This window comes from Phytohabitans sp. LZ39 (assembly GCF_059359075.1).
Window position 1 is genome coordinate 123,724 of the sequence record NZ_JCADBM010000022.1, and the last position, 20,614, is coordinate 144,337.

The following is a 20,614-nucleotide window of genomic DNA, read 5'->3' on the forward strand; positions in this document are numbered from 1 at the left end:
GGCCCGGGTACTCCCGGCGGGGTAGGCGCGATAGCCGCCGCGGGGCGATGCCGAGGCCGGGCCGCGTGCCCTACGGTCAGACCGTGAGCAGAGACCACCGCCGCCGTCCGCCGTGGGAGCGGCGTGACGCGCGGTGGGAGGCCCGCCGCGCGCGGTGGGAGGCCCGCCAGTGGGATCCCAGCCGCAAGCGCCACGGCGGCGGCATGGTGATCGTCACCGGCGTGGCCCAGGTGCTCGCGGCCCGCACCGCGCGCACCGACCCCGACGCGATCGGATACGCGATCCTGCTCGCCGGCCCGATCGCGCTCGGCCTGCGATACAAGTTTCCGGTGCCGGTGCTGGCCGTCACGATCGCGAGCGCCGTGGGCTTCGCGGCCTGGGCGGAGGAGCCGCGCGGGCCGTTCTACCTGGCGGCGATCTTCGCCCTCTTCGCGGCGATCGACGCGGGCAAGCGCATGGTCTCGTGGGCCATCGTCGCCACCGGCTACGCCGCCTATGCGGTCGTCGCCCGTCCGGATTGGGGTCGGGCGGTGGCCATCGCGGGCGCTGTCGCCGTCTCGCTGCTGCTGGCCGAGGCCAATCGGGTGCGCCGGCAGCAGTTCGCCGAGGTCGCCAAATACCGCGCCGAGCAGGCCCGGGCCCGCGTCGAGCAGGAAAAGCGGCAGGCCAGCGAGGAGCGGCTGCGGATCGCCCGCGAGCTGCACGACGTGCTGGGCCATCACCTGTCCTTGATCAACGTACAGGCCGGGGTGGGGCTGCACCTGATGGACACGCGCCCCGAGCAGGCCCGCGAGGCGCTCACCGCGATCAAGTCCGCGAGTGCCGAGGCGCTGCGCGAGGTGCGCTCGGTGCTCGGTGTGCTGCGCCCGGAGGAGGAGGCCGCCCCCCGCGCGCCGGCGCCCAGCCTGGCCCGGCTCGACGACCTCACCGCCGACGCCGGGCTGCCGGTGCGCACGGTGGTCGAGGGAGAGCCGCGCCCGCTGCCGGCCGAGGTCGACCGCGCGGCCTACCGGATCGTGCAGGAGGCGCTCACCAACGTGCGCCGCCACGCCGGCTCGGCGGCCGCCGCCATGGTGACCATCGGCTACGGCGACGGCGAGGTGACCGTGCGGGTGGCCGACGACGGCGTGGGCGGCCCGGTGGCTCCCGAGGCGGGCAATGGCATCGCCGGCATGCGGGCCCGGGCCGCGGCGCTGGGCGGCACGCTGGTGGCCGGCCCGGCCGACGGCGGCGGCTTCGCGGTCGCGGCCGCCCTCCCGCTGGCCACGCCCGCCCCGGCCCGCGACAACGGATCACGCGCCGAGCGGCGCGCGGACGAGGGGGACGCATGATCAGGGTGCTGCTGGCCGACGACCAGGGGCTGGTGCGGGCCGGGTTCCGGGCGCTGCTCGACGCCGAGCCCGACATCGAGGTGGTCGCCGAGGCCGCCGATGGCGTCGAGGCGGTGCGCCTCACCGGGCAGACCCGGCCCGACGTCGTGCTGATGGACATCCGGATGCCCGGCGTCGACGGCCTGGAGGCCACCCGCCGGATCGCCGCCGACCCGGCGCTGGCGGCGACCCGGATCGTCATCCTGACCACGTTCGAGCTGGATGAGTACCTCTTCGAGGCGCTGCGCGTCGGCGCCTCCGGTTTCCTGGTCAAGGACACCGAGCCCGTCGAGCTGTTGCGTGGCGTGCGCGCGGTCGCGGCCGGCGACGCGCTGCTCTCGCCGGGTGTGACGCGGCGGCTGATCGCCGAGTTCGCGGGCCGTGGCGGCGGCGCCCAGCCGGCCGCGCCCGAGCCGTCGCTGGAGCAGCTGACCGACCGGGAGCGCGAGGTGATGGCGCTGGTCGGCGCCGGACTGTCCAATGAGGAGATCGCCGCCCGCCTCGTGGTCAGCCCGGCCACCGCCAAGACCCACGTGAGCCGCGCGATGGTCAAGCTCGGCGCCCGCGACCGCGCCCAGCTCGTCGTGTACGCGTACGAGGCCGGCCTGGTCCGCCCCGGCTGGCTGAGCTGATCTGGAGGCCTTGCGGCGTCAGGGCTTTCAAACCGGGTTCCCGGGTCCGCGTCAGCTGCGGACCGCCGCTCCCGCCGGAGACCGCTGCGGTCGGCGGCTCGCGGGGCGAGCCGAGATCCCCGACCTCCGCTGCCAGGTCCGCGAAGGCCGTCTAGCCTTTGGCGGGGGCGAAGCTTGCGTTGATCATGTTGAGGTAGGCGAGGTTGCCGGCCCAGTCGAGGGCGCGGGTGATCCACAGGATCGTGTAGGCCCGCTTGGCCGACGTGCGGAAAAGCTCCTGCCGGGCGTGCAGCCGCTCGCCCTTGGCGCTCAGCCAGGTGCAGTCCCAGTCGGCGCCGCCCTTGAAGTAGCGGTTGGGCAGGATCGCGACCTTGCGGTAGTCGTTGAGCGCGCCGCCGGCCACGACCTTGCGCTCCTCCGACTCCCAGTGCTTGACCGGGTCGCCTTTGAGGCCGGGCGCGGTGTCGACGGCGAGCAGGCGGGGGCTGCCCGGCTCGCGGAAGCAGACCACGTCGCCGTCGCGGTAGTAGGTCCACGACGAGGGCACCGCTACCCGGAAGCCGCTCGGGTCGGCGTGCCACGCGAAGCCGTCCGCGAGCGCGAACCGCGGTGTGGCGGGCGGCTCAGGGCGTTTCAGGCCGGCGTCGGTGGGCGGCGAGCCGCACGGCATGCCCGTGCCCGCACCGGCCCCGCTCGCCGGCGCCGACGGGCTGGACGAAGGCACCGAGGCGCCGACGAGCTGGCCCGTCCTCCGGTCGTCGCGGCTGAGCGCGACCACGGCGGTGGCGGCGCTGATCGCGGCGACGAGGGCGGCGGTGGCCGCGATCGCGAGCCGGCGGCGCCGGCGGCCGGAACCCTCGGCGGGAAACTCGGGCCGCGGGTCGTCCGGCGACCGCCGTGGCCGTGGCAGCAGCCGGGTACGCGGCGGCACGGCGGGCGGTGGCAGCGCGGCCCGGCGCAGCAGCCGCTCGGCCTCGGCGCCGTTGAGCCGGTGCTTGGGGTCCTTGCGGAGCAGCCCGCCCAGCACCGGGCGGAGCGCGCCGGCGTGGGTGGCCGGGTCGGGCGGTGCGGTGGCGAGGGCGGTGAGCGTGGCCATGGTGGTCGACCGGGCGTACGGCGAGCGCCCCTCCACGGCCGCGAATAGCGTGGCGCCCAGCGACCACAGGTCGGTCTCGACGGTGGAGATGCCGTCTTTGGCCCGCTCCGGCGCCACGTACTGCGGGGAGCCCATGATGAGCCCGGCCCGGGTCAGCGCGCCGTCGCCGCCGTCGAACGTGGCCAGCCCGAAGTCGGTCAGCACGACCCGACCGTCTTCGGCGATCAGCACGTTGTGCGGCTTGACGTCGCGGTGCAGGACGCCGGCGACGTGGGCGGCGCGCAGCGCGTACAGCACGGCGAGGCCGATCTGCGCGACCCGCTCCGGCGGCAGCGGTCCGTCTTGCTGGACGACCTCCTGGAGCGAGCGGGACGGCACGTACTCCATCACGATCCACGGGCGGCCCTCGGTGTAGACCACGTCGTAGATCTGCACGGCGTTGGGGTGGTTGAGCTGGGCGGCGGCGCGCGCCTCGCGGATGGTGGTCTCGCGGAGCATCTCGCGCTCCTCGGCCGTCATCCAGTCGGGTGGCACGACCTCTTTGATCGCCACCTCACGCCGCAGCATCTCGTCGCGGGCCAGCCAGACCCTGCCCATGCCACCGCTGCCGACCGGCTTGACAAGGCTGTACCGCTCGGCGATGAGTACTCGCCACACGGACGACAAGGCTCCCCCATCCCGGTCCCCTGAGCCACCACGATAAACAGACGCGGCGAGGGCCGCATTACGAGCAGATAACAAACCGGGGTTGCCCGGAAAACCTGGACCAATGATCCAGAACGGTCGGGACCAATGGTGGCCTACGGCCCGCCAAACGAGGGACCTTTCAAGGGATACACCGCCCCGTCCGTCCACATGGGACATCACTCTGGGTACTCGGGGAATTGGCACTCGAATGGGTGAATCCGTGCCGGCGCGCGCCTATTGAATTCGTACATAAACGCCAGTCGGCCCGTGGCGGGCATCAATCGTCCCGGTTAAATGGAGGCATAGGGCGGAAGGGTCCACATCGGACATCACGCTGCGTGCCCAACCGTTGTGATCCATGTCACTATTTCAATGCTCGCGCCACCCCTGGTGTCGGCTTGCCGACTACCGCTCGTGATTCGTGGTTGTGCACACGGTGATCGGTCCGCTTAGATCCGCTCGCTCGATCTGGCGCTCGTACGGGGGAGGCCACTATGCGGCGTTCGCGGATGTCTGGTTGGCGGGCTCGATGGGGCCGCCACGGCGCGATCGGGGTGCGGGTCGCCGTCGCCTTCGTGCTGCTGGCCACGATCGTCGGCGACGTGCCCGCGGTCCGCGGTCGCGGCGAGCCGGCGGTGGCCTGCGTCGGGGCGCGACCCGACCAGGAGGCCGCCGCCACCGTCGCCCGGGCCTGCGGCCACGAGGTCGAGGTCCTCGACCAGCGCTCCGAGACCGCCCGGGTCTTCGCCGCGCCGGACGGGACGGCGCGGGCGGAGATCCACGCCGCGCCGGTCCGCTTCGCGCGCGACGGCCGCTGGCAGCCGATCGACCTCACCCTCCGCGAGAGCGGCGACGCCGTAGCGCCCGCCGGGCACCCCAACGACCTGCGGCTGTCCGGCGCGCGCCCCAAGGGCACCCACGAGCTTGCCGCCGTCGGCCTCGGCGCCGCCCGCGTCGCCATGAGCTGGACCGGCGCGCTGCCCCGGCCGGTGCTGAACGGCACCCGCGCGACGTACGTGGACGCCCTGCCCGGCGTGGACCTCGTCGTGGAGGCGACCCGCACCGGCTTCGCGCAGTCCCTCGTCGTGAAGGAGCGGGCCGCCGCCGGCCGCGTGGCGGCGGTGCCGCTGCTGCTGTCCGGACCCGGAGCGGCGAAACACCGGCGGGACAAGGCCGGCGACATCACGCTGCTCGACGCCGCGGGCCGGACGACGGCGACCGTACCGGCGCCGGCGATGTGGGACGCGAAGACCCTGCCCGACGGCTCCCCGGCGCGCACCCAGCCGATCAGCACCTCCACCAGCGACGCGAAGCGCGGCGGGGTGCGGCTGACGCTGCGACCGGACCAGAAGTGGCTCCGGGCGCCGGGCACCCGCTACCCGGTCACCCTCGACCCGACCGTCAACCCGCTCTCGACCACCTTCGACACGTACGTGCGCGAAGGGCTGACCACCAACCAGAGCGGCGCCGTCGACCTCCAGATCGGGCTCCTCGCGACCGCCCCACCGACGATCAACCGATCCTTCCTGACCTGGAACACCGCGGTGCTCGCCGGCAAGCACATCCAGGCCGCGACCGTGAACTTCTGGAACTTCTGGTCGCATACGTGCACCGCGCAGAGCTGGGAGATCTGGACCACCGGCGCGGCCAGCACGAGCACCCGCTTCACCAACCAGCCGGCCTGGCTCAACCGGGAGGCGACCTCCACCGCCACGCACGGCTCCACCGACTGCGCCGACGCGTGGGCGCCGGTCAACGGGGTCAACTTCTTCCAGCGCGCGGCCAGCGCCAACGCCACGACGGCGCACATGGGCCTGCGGGCCACCGACGAGACGGCCGTGACCACGTTCAAGCAGTTTCGCTCGCGGGAAGCGACCGACACCAGCCAGGTGCCCTACGCGAGCGTGACCTACCAGTCGTACCCGGTCCTCGGCACCCGGGCGACGGTGCCGGCCACGGCATGCGTTGCCAGCGCCGACCGGCCGTTCATCGGCAGCCTGACCCCGCAGCTTCAGGCGGTCGTCTCCGACCCGGACGGGGGCTCGCCCAGCGCCGAGTTCGAGTGGTGGCACAGCGGCGGCGTTCGCATCAACGGTGCGACCGTCTCGGTCGCATCCGGCGCGAACGCGACCACGACCGTACCGGCCGGCCAGTTCGTGGAGGGCGGCACCTACTCCTGGCGGGTGCGGGCGCGCGACGCGGCGGGAGGCGTCACGGCGTGGTCGGCGTGGTGCGAGTTCACAGTGGACACCGGTCCACCCACCGCACCCGTGGTGTCCTCCGTGGACTATCCGGCCGACGGTCAGGAACACGGCGCGGCCGGCCAGCCGGGCTATTTCCTGGCGCGCCCGGCCGGCTGGCCCGCCGGGCAGGCGGCCCAGTGGTCGCTCACGGACGGCGCGAACTTCGACCGCACCGGTAACGGGCACGACCTCTCCGCCCGCGGGGGTCTCAGCTTCAGCGCCGACGCCAGCCCCGCTGTGCGGTTCGACGGGGTCGACGACTCCGCGGTCACCGAGGGGCCTGTGCTCAACACCTCCGGCAGCTTCACGGTGTCGGCGTGGGTGCGCCTGGAGCAGACCGATCGGTCGGTCACGGCGCTGAGCCAGGACGGCACCCGGGTGAGTGGCTTCACGCTCGGCTACTCGGGCGACTCTCGCAAGTGGACGTTCGCCCGACCGAACTCGGACACCGACAGTCCCACGCTCACCTACGTCGCGTCGCGGGCGGCCGCGGACTTCGGCGGCGACGGCACAGCCCGCCCGCTGACCCACCTCACGGGGGTCTACGACGCGCCCGCCCAGACCCTCACCCTGTACGTGAACGGCCGGTCACAGGGCAGCGTGGCGTACACCGGAACGGCGAACGCCGCGGGGCGGACGGCGGTGGGCCGGGCCCAGTGGAACGGGAGCGACGCCGCCTTCTATCCGGGGCGGATCGGCACGGTGCAGGTGTGGAACCGTGCGCTCACCGCGGCGGAGGCGCTCGCGATCGGCGACATCACGACCGTCAGGTACCGGTGGGACACCGACCAGTCGACGTCGAGTGGTGGCCTCACCGCGATGGACCTGAGGTCCGTGTTCGCGGCGCCACCGATCGACGGTCAGCGCACGCTCACGTTCTGGAACGAGGACCGGGCCGGTCGCCAGTCGGCGACGGCGGCCTACACCTTCCGGGTCGCCCCGGCCGGACCACACCACCTGTACTACGACGCGGCCGGCCAGCTCGTGGCCATGCGCCAGGAGAGCAACGGCGGCACGGCCATCTACGACTACGACGCCAACGGCAACCTGCGCGGGGTCGAGCGCCGCGACTACGGCTTCAGCGTCCTGAGCGTGGTGCCGGCGCGGGCCGCGGTCGGGTCCCGGGTCGAGATCGGTGTCTCCCACCTGACGATCACCGACCCGACCGTCACCTTCACCGGCACCTCGACTCCGGCGGAGATCGTCTCGTCCGCGAACGGGCGCCTCGTCGTCCTCGTGCCGCCGGGTGCCACGACCGGGCCGATCAAGGTGACCCTCAACGGCGGACAGGGCCCCGAGGGGGCAAGCCCATCTCCGTTCACCGTGATACCGGGCAGTCCGGCGCCTGACATCACCGGCATCTCCACCACCGGAGCCGACCCGGGCAGCACGGTCACCATCAACGGCTCCGGGTTCGACCCGAACCGGGCGCGGGACACCGTGGTCTTCGGGCGCACCACGGCCCGGGTGACCGCGGCCACCACCACGCAGCTCACCGTCGTCGTGCCCGACGCGGCGACCAGCGGCCGGGTCCAGGTGCGCACGCCGGGCGGGGTGGCCACATCGGACACCGACTTCGTGGTGCCCCCGCGGCCGTACACGACGGCGAACGTGGTGGACGGCGGCCGGCTGGCCGTCGACGGTCCACAGACGACGGTGACCGTGCCGGCGGGCAAGACCGGACTGTTCCGCTTCGAGGGCAACCCCGGTGACAAGCTGAGCCTCGGCCTCACCGGCGCCGCCGTCACCGGCACGTCGAAGGTCCGGCTGTACACGCCGTACGGCGGCTCGTTCGCCCGCGACCAGTTCGACACGGCCCGCGAGGTCCCCGGCATCACCGGCGGGATCGGCCTGCCCGCCCTGACCACCGCCGGCGTGTACCAGATCGCCATCGAGCCGCCCGCCGGCGCGGGCGCGCTGACGCTGACGCTGTCCCGGCAGGCACAGGGCACTTTGGACGCGGCCGGGCAGGGTTCGACGTTCACGGTCGACCGGGCCGGGCGATACACCGAGTTCACCTTCACCGGCGGCGAGAACGCCGCCATGAACCTCGGCTTCGGCGACTGGTCGCTGCCCTCCAACGCCCAGCTCGACATCGCGGTGTACGCGCCGCCCGGCGACACCGTCGGCCTGTGGCGGGACGAGTTCGCGGCCGTCCGGGACTCGTCGCTGGGCTTCAAGACCCAGATGCCCGGCACGTACCGGGTGGTGGTCGGGGTCCGCAACGCCGGCCTCGGCTCGGCCCGGATGTGGCTGTCGCCGGAGATCAACGGCGGCACGCTCGCGGTGGGTGGCGCCGGCAACCCGATCACGTTCAGCCGGCCGGGGCAGTGGGCGCGGCTCGCGTTCGACGGCACGGCCGGGCAGCGGCTCGGCCTCGGCTTCTCCGACCTGACGCTGAGCGCCGGCGGGGTCAGCTACCGCCCCGCCGTGGCGCTCGTCAACCCGGACGGCACCCGGCGCAACCTGAGCGGCGGCGAGGAGTTCGACATCCAGCTCACCGCCGCCGGCCGGCACGAGCTGATCGTGGTGGCCGGCCCGGCGACCGGCGGGGCGCGGGCCTGGCTCTCCGGTGAGGCCGACGGCGGCACGATCACCGCCGGCACCGACAAGACCGTCACCGTCGCCCGCTCCGGGCAGAACCAGCGGCTGCGCTTCACCGGTACCGCCGGCCAGCGGCTCAGCCTCGGCGTGGTCTCCTCCGCGCTGCCGGACGACGTCTGGTTCCAGGTGTACGGACCGGGTGGCAACCAGATCGTCACCTGGGCGGGTGACGTGGACCTGCCGCAGCTGTCCGTCACCGGCACGTACGAGATCCTCCTCGACCCGGACTCGGGTGGCACCGGCGCCATCACGCTCGCGCTCTCGCCGGAGCTGGACGGCGGCACCGTTGCCGTCGACGGCGCCGGCACGCCAGTCTCGATCGGCAAGGCCGGCCAGAACGCGCGGATCCGCTTCACCGGTGCCGCCGGGCAGCGGCTCAACCTCGGCTTCAGCGCGGCGAGCGTCCAGTTCGTCAACCTGACCGCGTACCGGCCGGACGGTTCGCAGTTGGTGACCCGGTTCACGCCGACGTCCGAGGGCCTGGACCTGCCCGCACTCCCGGTCGCCGGCACGTACGAGGTGGTCATCGACCCGGACGGCGGCGCCACCGCCAACCTGACCGTCATCGCCTCCACCGAGGCCGACGGCGGCGTCGCGACCGTCAACGGGCCGGGGCTGCCGGTGACCGTGACCCGGCCGGGCCAGACCGCGCGGATCGCGTTCGACGGCACGGCCGGTGACGCGCGCCGGGTGACGATGGCCGGCGCCTCGTTCAGCAAGACCTTCTACGACCTGCGCGTGCTGGCTCCGAACGGCGCCGTCGTCGTCGACGAGTCGCTGCTCTCCATCCAGTCCACCGTGGACATTCCGGCGCTGCCCGCGACCGGCCGGTACCTGGTGGTCGTCAAGCCGGCCCTGGGCGGCACCGGCTCGATCACGTTGGGTGTGGCCACCCGGACGGCGGCATTCGCGGCGGCGTCCGCGGCGAAGCCCGCCGAGCCGGTCGAGCGGTGCCCCGCCATGGCGGAGAGCCGGCCGGCGGCGGCGACCGGCTTCGCGGTCACGGCGCCGCCCCGCCCGGCGAAGCGGACTACGGCCGGCGAGCCGGACGCGGGCGCGCCGACCGCCGGCTGGCGGGCGTGTGGCTTCCCGAAGGCGGCACAGCCGGCGCCCAAGGCCGAGCGGGCCTGGAAGCCGGACGCGAAGAACCTCGCCGGCCGCGACTGGATCACCCGCTTCGGCGCCCCGCCCGCGCCGGCCGGCCTGGGCTCCGCGCCGAAGGACACGACCGCGGTCGCCGGCCAGGTGCGCACGGTCGCCGGCACCCCGCTGCGCGACGTGACCCTCACCGCCGGCCAGGTGCGGGTGAAGACCGACGCCGAGGGACGCTTCCTGCTCTCCGGTGTGGAGTCCGGGCGCCGGGTGTTGCGCGTCGACGCCCGCGGCGTGGGCGGCACGTCGTACGGGGTCTTCGACATCGGCGTCGACCTCCAGGCGGGCATCACCACCCACCTGCCGTACACGATCTTCCTGCCCGAGATCGACAAGGCCGCGACCGTCAAGGTCGACAGTCCCACCCGGGCGCCGGTGGTCCTGCGCACCCCGGCCATCCCCGGCCTGGAGGTCCGCGTCCCGGCCGGCACGGTCGTGCGCGACGGCGACGGCAAGGTGGCCAAGGAACTCTCCATCACCGCGATCCCGATCGACCGGCCGCCCTTCCCGCTGCCGCCGACCCGGGTGCCCATCTACTTCACGGTCCAGCCCGGCGGGGGCTACCTCTTCCCGGCCGGCGCCCAGGTCGTCTACCCGAACTACACCGGCGAGTCGCCCGGCACCCGGATGGACTTCTGGAGCTACGACCCGGAGGGCCAGGGCTGGCACATCTACGGGCGCGGCACGGTCAGCCCCGACGGCAAGCGGGTGGTGCCCGACCGCGACGTGAAGATCTACCGGTTCACCGGGGCGATGACCGCGGTGCCCGGCCACGAGCCGCCGCCGGTCGCGCCGAAGTCGCCGGCCCGGGTCGCCGACCCGGTCGACCCCTCCACCGGCCTGCTCGTCGACCAGGTCACCGACCTGGCGATCGACGACGTGATGCCGATCGCGCTGCGCCGCACGTACCAGCAGGGCGACCCGTACCTGCGTGCGTTCGGCGTCGGCACGAGCTTCGACTACGGCGCGTTCCCCTGGTCGACCGGCAACATCGGCAACTTCACCTACCTGGAAGCCGACCTGGTACTCGGCGACGGCAGCCGGATCCACTTCAGACGGATCGTGCCCGGCGAGAAGACGTTCCTGGACGCGGTCTTCGCGGCCGACCCGTCGCCGCGTGCCGAGTTCCGCGGCGCGCTGATGTACTGGAACGGCAACGGGTGGGACATCAAGCTGCGCGACGGCACCACGCTGGTGCTCGGCGACGAGGCTCCGCTGCAAGCGATCCGCGACCGCTACGGCAACACCACCACCATCACCCGGGCGCCGGCGCCGGCCGACCCCGACGGCAACGTGCGCGCCCGCGGGCCGGTCACCCAGATCACCTCGCCCAGCGGCAAGTGGATCAAGCTGACCTACAACACCGCCAACCCGCCCCAGGTGACCCGGGCGGAGGACAGCCTCGGCCGCTCCGTCTCGTACACGTACGTCAACGGCTACCTGGACACCGTCACCGACGCGAACAACGGCGTCACGAAGTACACGTGGGAGAACGGCCGGCTCAAGACGATCCGGGACGCGCGCAACCTCGTCTACCTGACCAACGAGTACGACGCCGAGGGGCGCGTGCTCAAGCAGACCGCGCCGGACGGCGGCTTCTGGTCCTTCGCGTACACAAAGGACAGTGCGGGCCGGATCACCGAGACCCGGGTCACCGATCCGCGGAACACCGTGCGGCGGTTCACCTTCAACGCCCAGGGCCAGGTACTCACCGACACGCGTGGGCTCGGCACGGCGGCCGAGCAGGTGACCACCATCCAGCGGGACGCCGCCGGCATGCTGCCCACGGCGACCGTCGACGCGCTCAACCGGCGCACCGAGTTCGAGTACAACGCCGCCGGTGACGTCATCCGGATCACCAGGCTCGCCGGTACGCCCGAGGCGCACACCGAGCGCTTCACCCGGGACGGCCCGTTCGGCGAGGTCAGCAAGTACACCGGCGCGTACGGCGCGGAGACGCTGCTCACGTACGAGCCCAACGGCGCCCTCCAGACGGTGACCGACCCGGTCGGGCACACGACGACCTACGCCACCGACGGCGCCGGACGGGTCACGTCGGTCACCGACAACGACGCCAAGACCACCACCATCGGGTACGCGCTCGGCGACCCGGTGTCGTTCACCGACCCGCTGGGCCGGACCACGCGGCTCACCTACGACTCCGCCGGGCGGGTCGTGGCGTCCACCGATCCCACCGGCAGCACCACGGAGACCACCTACGACGGGATGGACCAGGTCCGGGCCGTCATGGACCCGCTGGGCCGGACGACCGCGTTCGAGTACGACGCCAACGGCAACCTGACGAAGGTCACCGACCCGCGCCTGGCGACCACGGTCCTGGCGTACAACAACATGGACCTGCTCGAGTCGGTCACCGATCCGCTGACCCGGGTCGAGTCCTATGTGTACGACAAGAACGGCAACCTGACCCGGCACACGAGCCGGCGTGGCAAGGTGACCGAGTTCGTGCCCGACGTGCTCGACCGGGTGCAGACGGCCAGGTACGGCGTGACCTCCGCGACCGCGCAGGAGAGCACGGTCACGTACACGTTGGACAAGGGCGACCGGGTCACCCGGATCGTCGACAGCGCCGGCGGCACGGCCAACTACAAGTACGACGGTCTGGACCGGGTCACCGAGGACGCCGGCCCGCAGGGCACCGTCACGTACCTGCGCGCGCCGCCGTCCCAGGCCGACGAACCCGGCGTCGTGGTGGCCGTGGGTGGCCAGACGCTCTACAGCGACACCTACGTCGAGGCCACCGGCCAGCGCACCGTGCGGGATCCCGCCGGCAACGGCGTGCGGCAGAACCAGGACGGGGTCGGGCGCCTGCTGTCGACCTACGCCTACAACCCCGCCGACCCCTTGGGGCAGGGCTACTCGTACGACGCCGCGGGCCAGCTGAAGGAAATCGACTACGTCCGCGCGGCGAGCGGCACCGGCGAGGTCGTTGGCAAGATCACCTACGAGTACGACGCGGCCGGCCGTCCCACCCGCATCGGCGGTGACTTCGCCCGAGCGAGCGTCCCGGCCGCGTTCGGTCCGGCCACCTACAACGCCGCGAACCAGCTCACCAACCTGGCCGGCACCGCGGTCACGTACGACCTCGACGGCAACCTGACCTCCGACGGGCGCGCCACGTACACCTGGAACGCCCGCGGGCAGCTCACCGCGACCACGGCCGGCGGCCCGACCACCAGCTACACCTACGACCCGCTCGGCCGCCGGGCCAGCCAGATCGAAGCCACCGGCTCCACCACGTCGTACGTGTACGACGGCCTGAACCCGGTGCAGGAGAAGGTCGGCGCGACGGTCACCGCGCAGACCATCTCCGGTCGCGTCGACGAGGTCTTCTACCGCACCAGCGGCGGCACGATCCGCCGGTTGCTCACGGACGGCCTCGGCAACACGGTCGCGGTCGCCAACGGCACGGGCGACATCCAGGCCCGGTACGCCTACGACCCGTTCGGCCGCACGACGGTGGCCGGGAACGACGGCGGCAACCCGTACCGCTACACCGGTCGCGAGCAGGACGGGCCCGACAGCCTCTACCACTACCGGGCCCGGTACTACAGCCCGACGCTCCAGCGCTTCATCAGCGAGGACCCGGTCGGCTTCGCCGGCGGCGACGCCAACCTCCACCGGTACGTCGGCAACGCCCCCACGTACCTCACCGACCCGCTGGGGTTGAAGCCGGCCGTCCGGGGCTGTACGTCTATCAGTTTCGGCTGCGGAAAGGCGACGACGGCCGCCAACTGGGTGGACGAAGGAGGCTTCCAGAATTCGACGCCGCCTGCGCCGAGCACGCAAGGTGCTTGGTTCAGGTACCAAAGCGGCGCTGTCGGAACGCGATCGAATCTGGCGACGGGAAGATCTCAGGTTCCCCAATACACCGCGCCCGACGGGAATGGTGGTGTCGTTACCGCGAAATTCGATTCGGCGTTCGGTGACGAGGCGATCGACCGTAAGCTCGGATTGACCCGCTTCGGCAGAGACGAAGCGGAGCGGCAAGCCGCTGTCGCCCGCCACCACGGGTTCCAGGCGGTGTATGAGCTACCCTCTCAGACGAAGGTCGACCAGGCCAACGCGCTCCTCGCTGAATGGGGCGTAACGGGAATTCGGACCAGAGTGGGGAGTTGGTGACCCGTGGCGGCGGACTATCTCTTGAAGGCACTTCTCTCGGTCGTGGCAATGCTCGAAGACGCGGCCAAGTTCGGGATGGATTCACATTCAGCGGTCAATGCGTTGGAGAGTGCGGCCTTCGAGCTCGATCAAATGGACGCACCCGCGCGGCGGGAATTCGCTGAGATTCTCGACCGTATCGCGGCCTCGGCCGATCCGGCTCGGCAGGAGTGGATTCGCAACCTCCCACAAAACCTGGGGATCGATCTCACGTGAGACCTGTGCCGCGGCGGACGGTGCTCGGCGTGGCGGTGACCGGGTCCGCCGTGCTGGCGGCGTGCGAGCCCGGTGCGGACGCGGCGCCCGCGCCGGCGCCGCCGCGACCTGAGGTGCCGCACCAGGACGGGATCCTCACGCCGCCGCCGGACGCGGCCGTGTTCGCCGCGTACGACGTGACCGCCAAGGACCGGGACGGACTGCGCACCCTCCTGAGTGGACTGGGCGAGCGGATGGCGCGCGTCCGGGGCGGCACGGTGACCGTCGCGGTCGGTGCCTCGCTCTTCGACGGCCGCTACGGGCTGGAGCGCCACCGCCCGGCGCGGCTGACCGAGATGCCGGCGTTTCGCAACGACGTGCTCGACCCGGCGTGGTGTCACGGCGACCTGCTCCTCCAGGTGTGCGCCGGCACCCCCAAGCTGGCCGCCACGATCCTGGCCGACGTGACCGGCGGCGGCGCGGCGGTCAAGCGGCGGTGGCGGATCGACGGGCACCGGCCCGAGAATCGCACCGACGGGCCCGCCGGGCGGCCCTCCACCCGAAACCTCTTCGGCTTCCGCGAGGGCGCCGGAAACCCGGACGCCGGCGACGCCGCGCTGATGGACCGTCTGGTGTGGACCCAGCCGGGCGGTGGCGAGCCGGCGTGGACGGCCGGCGGCACGTACCAGGTGGTGCGGCTGATCCGGATGTCGCTGCCGCTCTGGGACGCCGACCCGGTGCCCCGCCAGGAGGCGGCCTTCGGCCGGCACCGGGCGGACGGCGCGGTGCTGGGCCGCGGTCGGGAGGACGAAGAGCCCGACTACGCCGCCGACGCCGACGGGCGCACGGTGCCGCTGGACGCGCACATCCGCCGGGCCAACCCGCGCACCCCCGAGACCGACGGCCAGCGGATCCTGCGGCGCGGCTATTCGTACCGCCGGGGCACCGACGCCAGCGGCCACCCGGACGTGGGCCTGGTCTTCGTGAGCTTCCAGCAGGACGTCGAGCGCGGCTTCGCCACCGTGCAGCGACGCCTGGCCGGTGAGGCTCTGGAGAAGTACGTGCTGCCCTTCGGGGGCGGCTACTTCTTCGCCCTACCTGGCGGCGCCCCGCTCGGCGCGAGCCTACTGTCCTAGGGCCAACCAGACCGTCGCGTACGCGCCGACGTGCACCTCGGCCGAGTGCGGGTGGCCGTGCGACGGCTCGTCGACGGCGACGACGGCGCCGAAGTTGCCGACGCCGGCGCCGCCGTAGCAGGGGGCGTCGGTGTTGAGGACCTCCGTCCAGCGGCCGCCGGCCGGCAGCCCGATGCGGTAGTCGCAGCGGGGGACACCGGAGAAGTTGGCCACGCAGGCCACCATCGAGCCGTCGTCCCCGATCCGCACGAACGACAGCACGCTCTGCCGCCAGTCGTCCCAGGCGATCCACCGGAAGCCGTCGGACGAGGTGTCGCGCGACCACAGGGCGGGGGAGTCGCGGTAAAGGCGGTTGAGGTCGCGGAGCAGGTCGGGGGTGCCTTCGCCGGTGAGCGACCAGTCGAGGCCGGCTTGCTCGCTCCACTCCCGCTCGTCGGCGAGCTCGCAGCCCATGAAGAGCAGCTGCTTGCCGGGGAACGCCCACATGTACGCCAGGAAGCCGCGCAGGCCGGCCAGCTTTTGCCACCGGTCGCCGGGCATCTTGGCGACCAGCGAGCCCTTGCCGTGCACGACCTCGTCGTGGCTGATCGGGAGCAGGAACTGCTCGTCGAACGCGTACACGGTGGGCCAGGTCAGCTGGTCGTGGTGGTAGGACCGGTAGAGCGGGTCCTTGCAGACGTACTCCAGCGTGTCGTGCATCCAGCCCATGTTCCACTTCAGACCGAAGCCCAGGCCGCCCCAGTCGACCGGCCGCGAGACCCCGGGCCAGGCGGTCGACTCCTCGGCGATCATCACGACGCCGGGGTGGTTGCGGTAGACCGTGGCGTTGAGCTCCTTGAGCAGGTCGATGGCCTCCAGGTGTTCGTTGCCCCCGAAGGCGTTCGGCGCCCACTGGCCCGGCTCCCGGGAGTAGTCCAGGTAGAGCATCGAGGCGACCGCGTCGACCCGGAGCCCGTCGATGTGAAACTCGGAGAGCCAGTAGAGCGCGTTGGCGACGAGGAAGTTTCGCACCTCGGTGCGGCCGTAGTTGAAGATGAGGCTGCCCCAGTCGGGGTGCTCGCCGGCCCACGGGTGCTCGTAGAGCGCGGTGCCGTCGAAGCGCGCCAGCGCCCACTCGTCCTTCGGGAAGTGGGCCGGCACCCAGTCGAGCAGCACGCCGATGCCGGCCTGGTGCAGCCGGTCGACCAGATAGCGGAAGTCGTCCGGCGTGCCGAAGCGCGACGTGGGCGCGTAGTAGCCGGTGACCTGGTAGCCCCACGACGGGCCGTACGGGTGCTCGGCGACTGGCATCAGCTCCACGTGCGTGAAGCCCAGGTCGGCCACATAGGACACGAGTTGGTCGGCGAGGTCGCGATAGGACAGTCCGGGGCGCCACGAGCCGAGGTGCACCTCGTAAACGGACATGGGCTTGGCGTGGTGGTCGGTGCCGCGGCCGGCCATCCAGGCCGTGTCGTCCCACTGGTACGCCGACTCGTACACCACCGAGGCGGTGCGCGGCGGGCACTCGGTGTGCGTGGCCATCGGATCGGCGCGCTCGGTCCACCGGCCGTCGGCGCCGTGGATGCGGTACTTGTACCGCGCTCCCGGCCCGACGCCCGGCACGAAGCCGGCGCGGATGCCGCTGGAGCCGAGCGGCTCCAGCACGACGCCGTCGTACGGGCCCCAGCCGGTGAAGTCGCCGATGACCCGGACCTCGCGGGCGTTGGGCGCCCAGACGGCGAAGCGGCAGCCGCCCGGCCGCGGGTGCGCGCCGAGCATCTCCCAGAGCCGCTCGTGGCGGCCCTCGCCGAAGAGGTACAGGTCGACGTCGCCGATCAGCGGCGGGGTGGTACGCGAAACCTGGTTGGGGACGGAAGGCAGAACAGTCGTCACGAAAGAACACCGTCCAGCGCGAGCAGGTTGCCCTCCGGCACCACGATCTTGGCGCGCCCCTCCTCCAGCAGCATCTCCGCCTGGCGGGTGTTGAAGCTGGAGGACTCGCGCCGCGCGGCGGCGTACGCGGCGGCGGTGCGGGCCGCGATCGTCGACCAGCCGTAGCGCTCGGCCACCATCGTGCGAGCCCGCTGCGCGACCGAGCGGGCGAAGGTCTGGTCGCCGAGCAGCGTGCCGACCGCGCCGGCCAGCGCGTCCGGGTCGCTGTGCGGGAACGTCACGCCGGTCACGCCCGGCTCGACGATCTCGGCGAGCCCGCCGGTCGCGGAGACGGCGAGCGGCGCGCCGGCCGCCGCGGCTTCGAGCGCCACCATGCCGAACGGCTCGTACAGGCTGGGCACCACGGTCGCGTCGGTGGCGGCGAGCATGGCGGGCAGCTGTGTCTCGTTCATGAACCCGGCGAAGCTGACCGTCTGGCTCAGGTCGAGCCGGTGGGCGGTCTCCTGGAGCTCGCCCTTGTACGGCCCGTCGCCGGCGATGACCACGCGCAGCTCCGGATGCCGGGCGCGCAGCTGCGGGATCGCGTGCAGGATGTGCTGCACGCCCTTCTCGTACACGAGGCGGCCGGCGAAACCGACCAGCGGGCCGTCGCCGGCGAAGCGCGACCGGGCCGCGGCGACCGCGCCGGGCTGGGCCTGCCACACCCGGTCGTCGACGCCGTTGGGGATCACCTGGACCCGCGTGGCGGGCAGTTCGAGCAGGCGGGTCACCTCCCACTTCATGTACTCGGAGCAGACCAGCACCCGGCACGCCTCGCGCCCCAGCCACCACTCCACGGAGTGGATGCACCTGTTCATCTCCTCGGGCAGCCAACCCTGGTGGCGGCCGGCCTCGGTGGCGTGGATGGTGGCGACGAGCGGGAGGTCGAGGTGCTCCTTGAGCGTGACCGCGGTGTGCGTCACGAGCCAGTCGTGGGCGTGGATGACGTCGAACTCGCCGGACTGGGCGGCGCGCAGCGCGGCGCGGGTCAGCGTGTGGTTGAACGCCATCGTCCAGGCGAGCAGGGAAGGCGTGGCGAGCGGAAACAGCGGCGGGTCTTCGGGGGCGCGGACGATGCGCACGCCGTCCGCGTACTCCTCCAACGGCGCGCCGGGCGCGTGGCGGGTGACGACGGTGACCTCGTGGCCGGCGGCGGCCAGCGACGTCGACAGGTGGTGGACGTGCCGGCCGAGACCACCGACGACGACAGGTGGGTACTCCCAGGAAAGCATCAGGACCCGCTGTCGCGGTGATGTCCGGATGTCGATTACGTCGCCGCCCGCCGTAGTCATAAGCCCGCCCCCTAGATGTGCAGCCGCCCCCTGCCCATGCGCGCGTACAGGCACACCGGCACGGGTGCCTTCACGACGTTGGGTTCGGACCAATCGTGCCGGTCACGAGAAAACCAGTGAAGACACCACCGTTGCGTGCATGTAACGCGCACCGATCAAAACCGTCGAGCGCGCAGCGCCTCCGCGACAGACCAGCCCTGGAAGGGGCAACCGGTCGCCGCGTGTGGCGCGTACCCGTCGGCGGTTTCGCTTACGGATGCTAGGCCAAACTCGGGCAAATGAGACTCGATACCGGTGAACAACTCGCTAATTCGCCAGCCGGCCTTCCGAGCCGCATCCGCGTAGGGGCCTATTGTCCACGGCCAGACGGTCCCTTGGTGGTACGCCGCGTCCCGTTGTGCCGGCGTGCCCCGGTGACTTCCGGTGTAGCCCGGCGAGTCGGGGGCGAGACTGCGCGGGCCGAGCGGGGTCATGAGGGCCGCGCCGATCGCGCGCAGCGCGGCATGGTCGGGCTCCGGCATGGGTGCGCGGGGTAGCGACCACGCGAGGAGCTGGTTGGGGCGGAGGGACATGTCGTTGCCACCCGGCCCGTCGAGCACATCGTAGAGCCAGCCGGTGGGTGCGGGGTAGCGCTCACGGTAAGCAGAAAGTGCCAGAGCGTGAGCCGCCGGCGCGGCGCCCGGATCCTGGCCCACCCGCGCGGCGAGATCGACGATCGCGGCCAGACCGTTGACCCAGAGCGCGTTCACCTCGACCGGCTTGCCCGCGCGCGGCGTGACCGGCACCCCGTAGACGCGGGCGTCCATCCAGGTCAGTGCCTCGCCCGGCGCGCCCTGTGCGATCAGGCCGTCGGCCGGGTCGGCGCGGATGCCGTACCGGGTGCCCTCCAGGTGCGCGTCCACGATGCCGCGCAGCGCGGGCAGGAGTTCGGCGGCCAGGTCGGTGTCGCCGGTGACCGTCACGTGCCGGTCGACCGCGTGCAGAAACCACATCGTGGCGTCGCTGGTGTTGTATTCGACGCTGCCGGTGTCGGCGGTGTTGGCCAGCATGCCCCGGGAGAGCGTGCCCGCGTAGGACCGCAACAGCTCGCGCCCCTCCTCGGCGCGGCCGGTGGCGAGGAAGAGCCCCTCGTACGAGGTCATCGTGTCTCGCGACCACGCGCCGAACCACGGGTAGCCGGCCACCACGTCCGGCCCGGCGCCGGTGCGCACCACGAAGGCGTCGGCCGCGAGGGCGAGCGTGGCGTCGACCGGGTCGGCGGGCTTGGCGGCCGCGATGACCTGCCAGTGCCGCTCCCGGGCGGCGGCCACGACCTCGGTGGCCGGTGCGGGCCGGTCCTCCAGGTCGCCGGCCCAGGCGAGCACCTCCAGGGTGTCGCCCGGTGCGTCGAGCGCGCCACCGAAGCGCCCCGCGTACCAGATGTCCTCTTCGGACGCGAGCCCGCGCGCGGCCTCCTCGCGGTGGTGCGCGCCGCGCCACCACTGGCCCGTGGGTGCCCAGCCGGGGCCGGCCATGCGGTACGCCTGTTCGACGACGGCGCCGTCGACGGTCGGGATGACGCGCGGCGGCGGTCCGTCGGCGTACCGCTCGCCGTGCTGGTCGCGCCACGTGCAGAGCGCCTCCAGCGCGAGCCGGACTCCGGAGCCGGCGATCAGGCGGTGGACCACCGCGACGGCTGGCCGGCCGTGCGCCATGGCGATCTCCCGCTCGATCACCACGTCGCCGATCCGCCACCGCCAGCGCGGGAGCCCGTCGGCGAGGTCGAAGCGCTCGATCAGGTGGTGCCCCTTCGGCTCGATCGCTCCAGAGGCCCACTCGTGGGTCGCCAGCCGCACGTGAGCGCCCGAGGGCAGGGTGACGACCGGATCGAGGGAGACCAATCCCACGTGACGGGACGCCGGCACATCTCCCGCGACCACCAGCAGCGCATGGTACCGGCGGGTGCGCAGGCCCGAGACGGTTCCCATGGCATAGCCCCCGAGCCCGTCGGTGAGCAGCCACTCCCTGGTGGTACCCATCACAAGATCGCCACAGACCTGCGGACCGAAACCGATGGGAATCATTAGGCTCCTTACCGAGAGCGGGTGGCCATGACGGCGCCTGTAACACGCCAC

The 20,614-nt window shown here is 72.6% G+C and carries 9 protein-coding genes; 5 read left to right on the forward strand and 4 right to left on the reverse strand.

Annotation, left to right across the window (positions count from 1 at the left end; all coding sequences use genetic code 11):
* The first annotated feature begins 83 nt into the window (after positions 1–83).
* Together AC5L36_RS34245 and AC5L36_RS34250 are read left to right on the forward strand one after the other, a co-directional pair.
* On the forward strand, positions 84–1,331 hold the full coding sequence (locus AC5L36_RS34245) for a sensor histidine kinase (protein WP_441222756.1): 1,248 nt from the start codon (positions 84–86) through the stop codon (positions 1,329–1,331).
* The gene (locus AC5L36_RS34250; protein ID WP_441222758.1) at positions 1,328–2,002 is read left to right on the forward strand and encodes a response regulator; all 675 of its coding nucleotides are present in this window, start codon (positions 1,328–1,330) and stop codon (positions 2,000–2,002) included. Before AC5L36_RS34245 ends, AC5L36_RS34250 begins: the two co-directional genes overlap by 4 nt.
* 151 nt (positions 2,003–2,153) lie before the next feature.
* Here AC5L36_RS34250 and AC5L36_RS34255 read toward each other — a convergent pair whose 3' ends face one another.
* A complete protein-coding gene (locus AC5L36_RS34255; RefSeq protein WP_441222760.1) occupies positions 2,154–3,755 on the reverse strand; it encodes a serine/threonine-protein kinase in 1,602 nt (533 codons plus the stop codon).
* A 524-nt stretch (positions 3,756–4,279) separates the two neighbouring features.
* On the opposite strand from AC5L36_RS34255, the gene AC5L36_RS34260 reads away from it, so the two are divergent.
* From AC5L36_RS34260 to AC5L36_RS34270, 3 genes are read left to right on the forward strand one after another with little or no spacing between them, the layout of a single operon-like run.
* Positions 4,280–13,927 (forward strand): RHS repeat-associated core domain-containing protein, encoded by a 9,648-nt coding sequence (locus tag AC5L36_RS34260; protein ID WP_441222761.1) that lies wholly within the window; start codon positions 4,280–4,282, stop codon positions 13,925–13,927.
* 3 nt (positions 13,928–13,930) lie between these two features.
* The gene (locus AC5L36_RS34265) at positions 13,931–14,182 is read left to right on the forward strand and encodes a hypothetical protein (RefSeq protein ID WP_441222763.1); all 252 of its coding nucleotides are present in this window, start codon (positions 13,931–13,933) and stop codon (positions 14,180–14,182) included.
* The gene (locus AC5L36_RS34270) at positions 14,179–15,297 is read left to right on the forward strand and encodes a Dyp-type peroxidase (RefSeq protein ID WP_441222765.1); all 1,119 of its coding nucleotides are present in this window, start codon (positions 14,179–14,181) and stop codon (positions 15,295–15,297) included. Before AC5L36_RS34265 ends, AC5L36_RS34270 begins: the two co-directional genes overlap by 4 nt.
* Here AC5L36_RS34270 and glgB read toward each other — a convergent pair.
* The 3 genes from glgB to AC5L36_RS34285 form a co-directional block, all read right to left on the reverse strand.
* Positions 15,286–17,169: a 1,4-alpha-glucan branching protein GlgB gene (gene glgB / locus AC5L36_RS34275; protein WP_441222767.1), complete on the reverse strand. Its 1,884-nt coding sequence runs from the start codon at positions 17,167–17,169 to the stop codon at positions 15,286–15,288. The two genes, AC5L36_RS34270 and glgB, sit on opposite strands and share 12 nt — an antisense overlap.
* Complete coding sequence (locus tag AC5L36_RS34280) at positions 17,166–18,500, reverse strand: glycosyltransferase family 4 protein (protein WP_441222768.1); 1,335 nt, start codon at positions 18,498–18,500, stop codon at positions 17,166–17,168. The genes glgB and AC5L36_RS34280 overlap by 4 nt, the downstream gene beginning before the upstream one ends.
* A 155-nt stretch (positions 18,501–18,655) precedes the next feature.
* A complete protein-coding gene (locus AC5L36_RS34285) occupies positions 18,656–20,563 on the reverse strand; it encodes an amylo-alpha-1,6-glucosidase (RefSeq protein WP_441222770.1) in 1,908 nt (635 codons plus the stop codon).
* Between the last annotated feature and the right edge of the window lie 51 nt (positions 20,564–20,614).

Bases quoted from the DNA above. Each gene is read 5' to 3' on its own strand.
- AC5L36_RS34250 (WP_441222758.1), top strand. From the start codon at position 1,328: ATGATCAGGGTGCTGCTGGCCGACGACCAGGGGCTGGTGCGGGCCGGG.
- AC5L36_RS34260 (WP_441222761.1), top strand. From the start codon at position 4,280: ATGCGGCGTTCGCGGATGTCTGGTTGGCGGGCTCGATGGGGCCGCCAC.
- AC5L36_RS34280 (WP_441222768.1), bottom strand. From the start codon at position 18,500: ATGACTACGGCGGGCGGCGACGTAATCGACATCCGGACATCACCGCGA.
- AC5L36_RS34285 (WP_441222770.1), bottom strand. From the start codon at position 20,563: ATGATTCCCATCGGTTTCGGTCCGCAGGTCTGTGGCGATCTTGTGATG.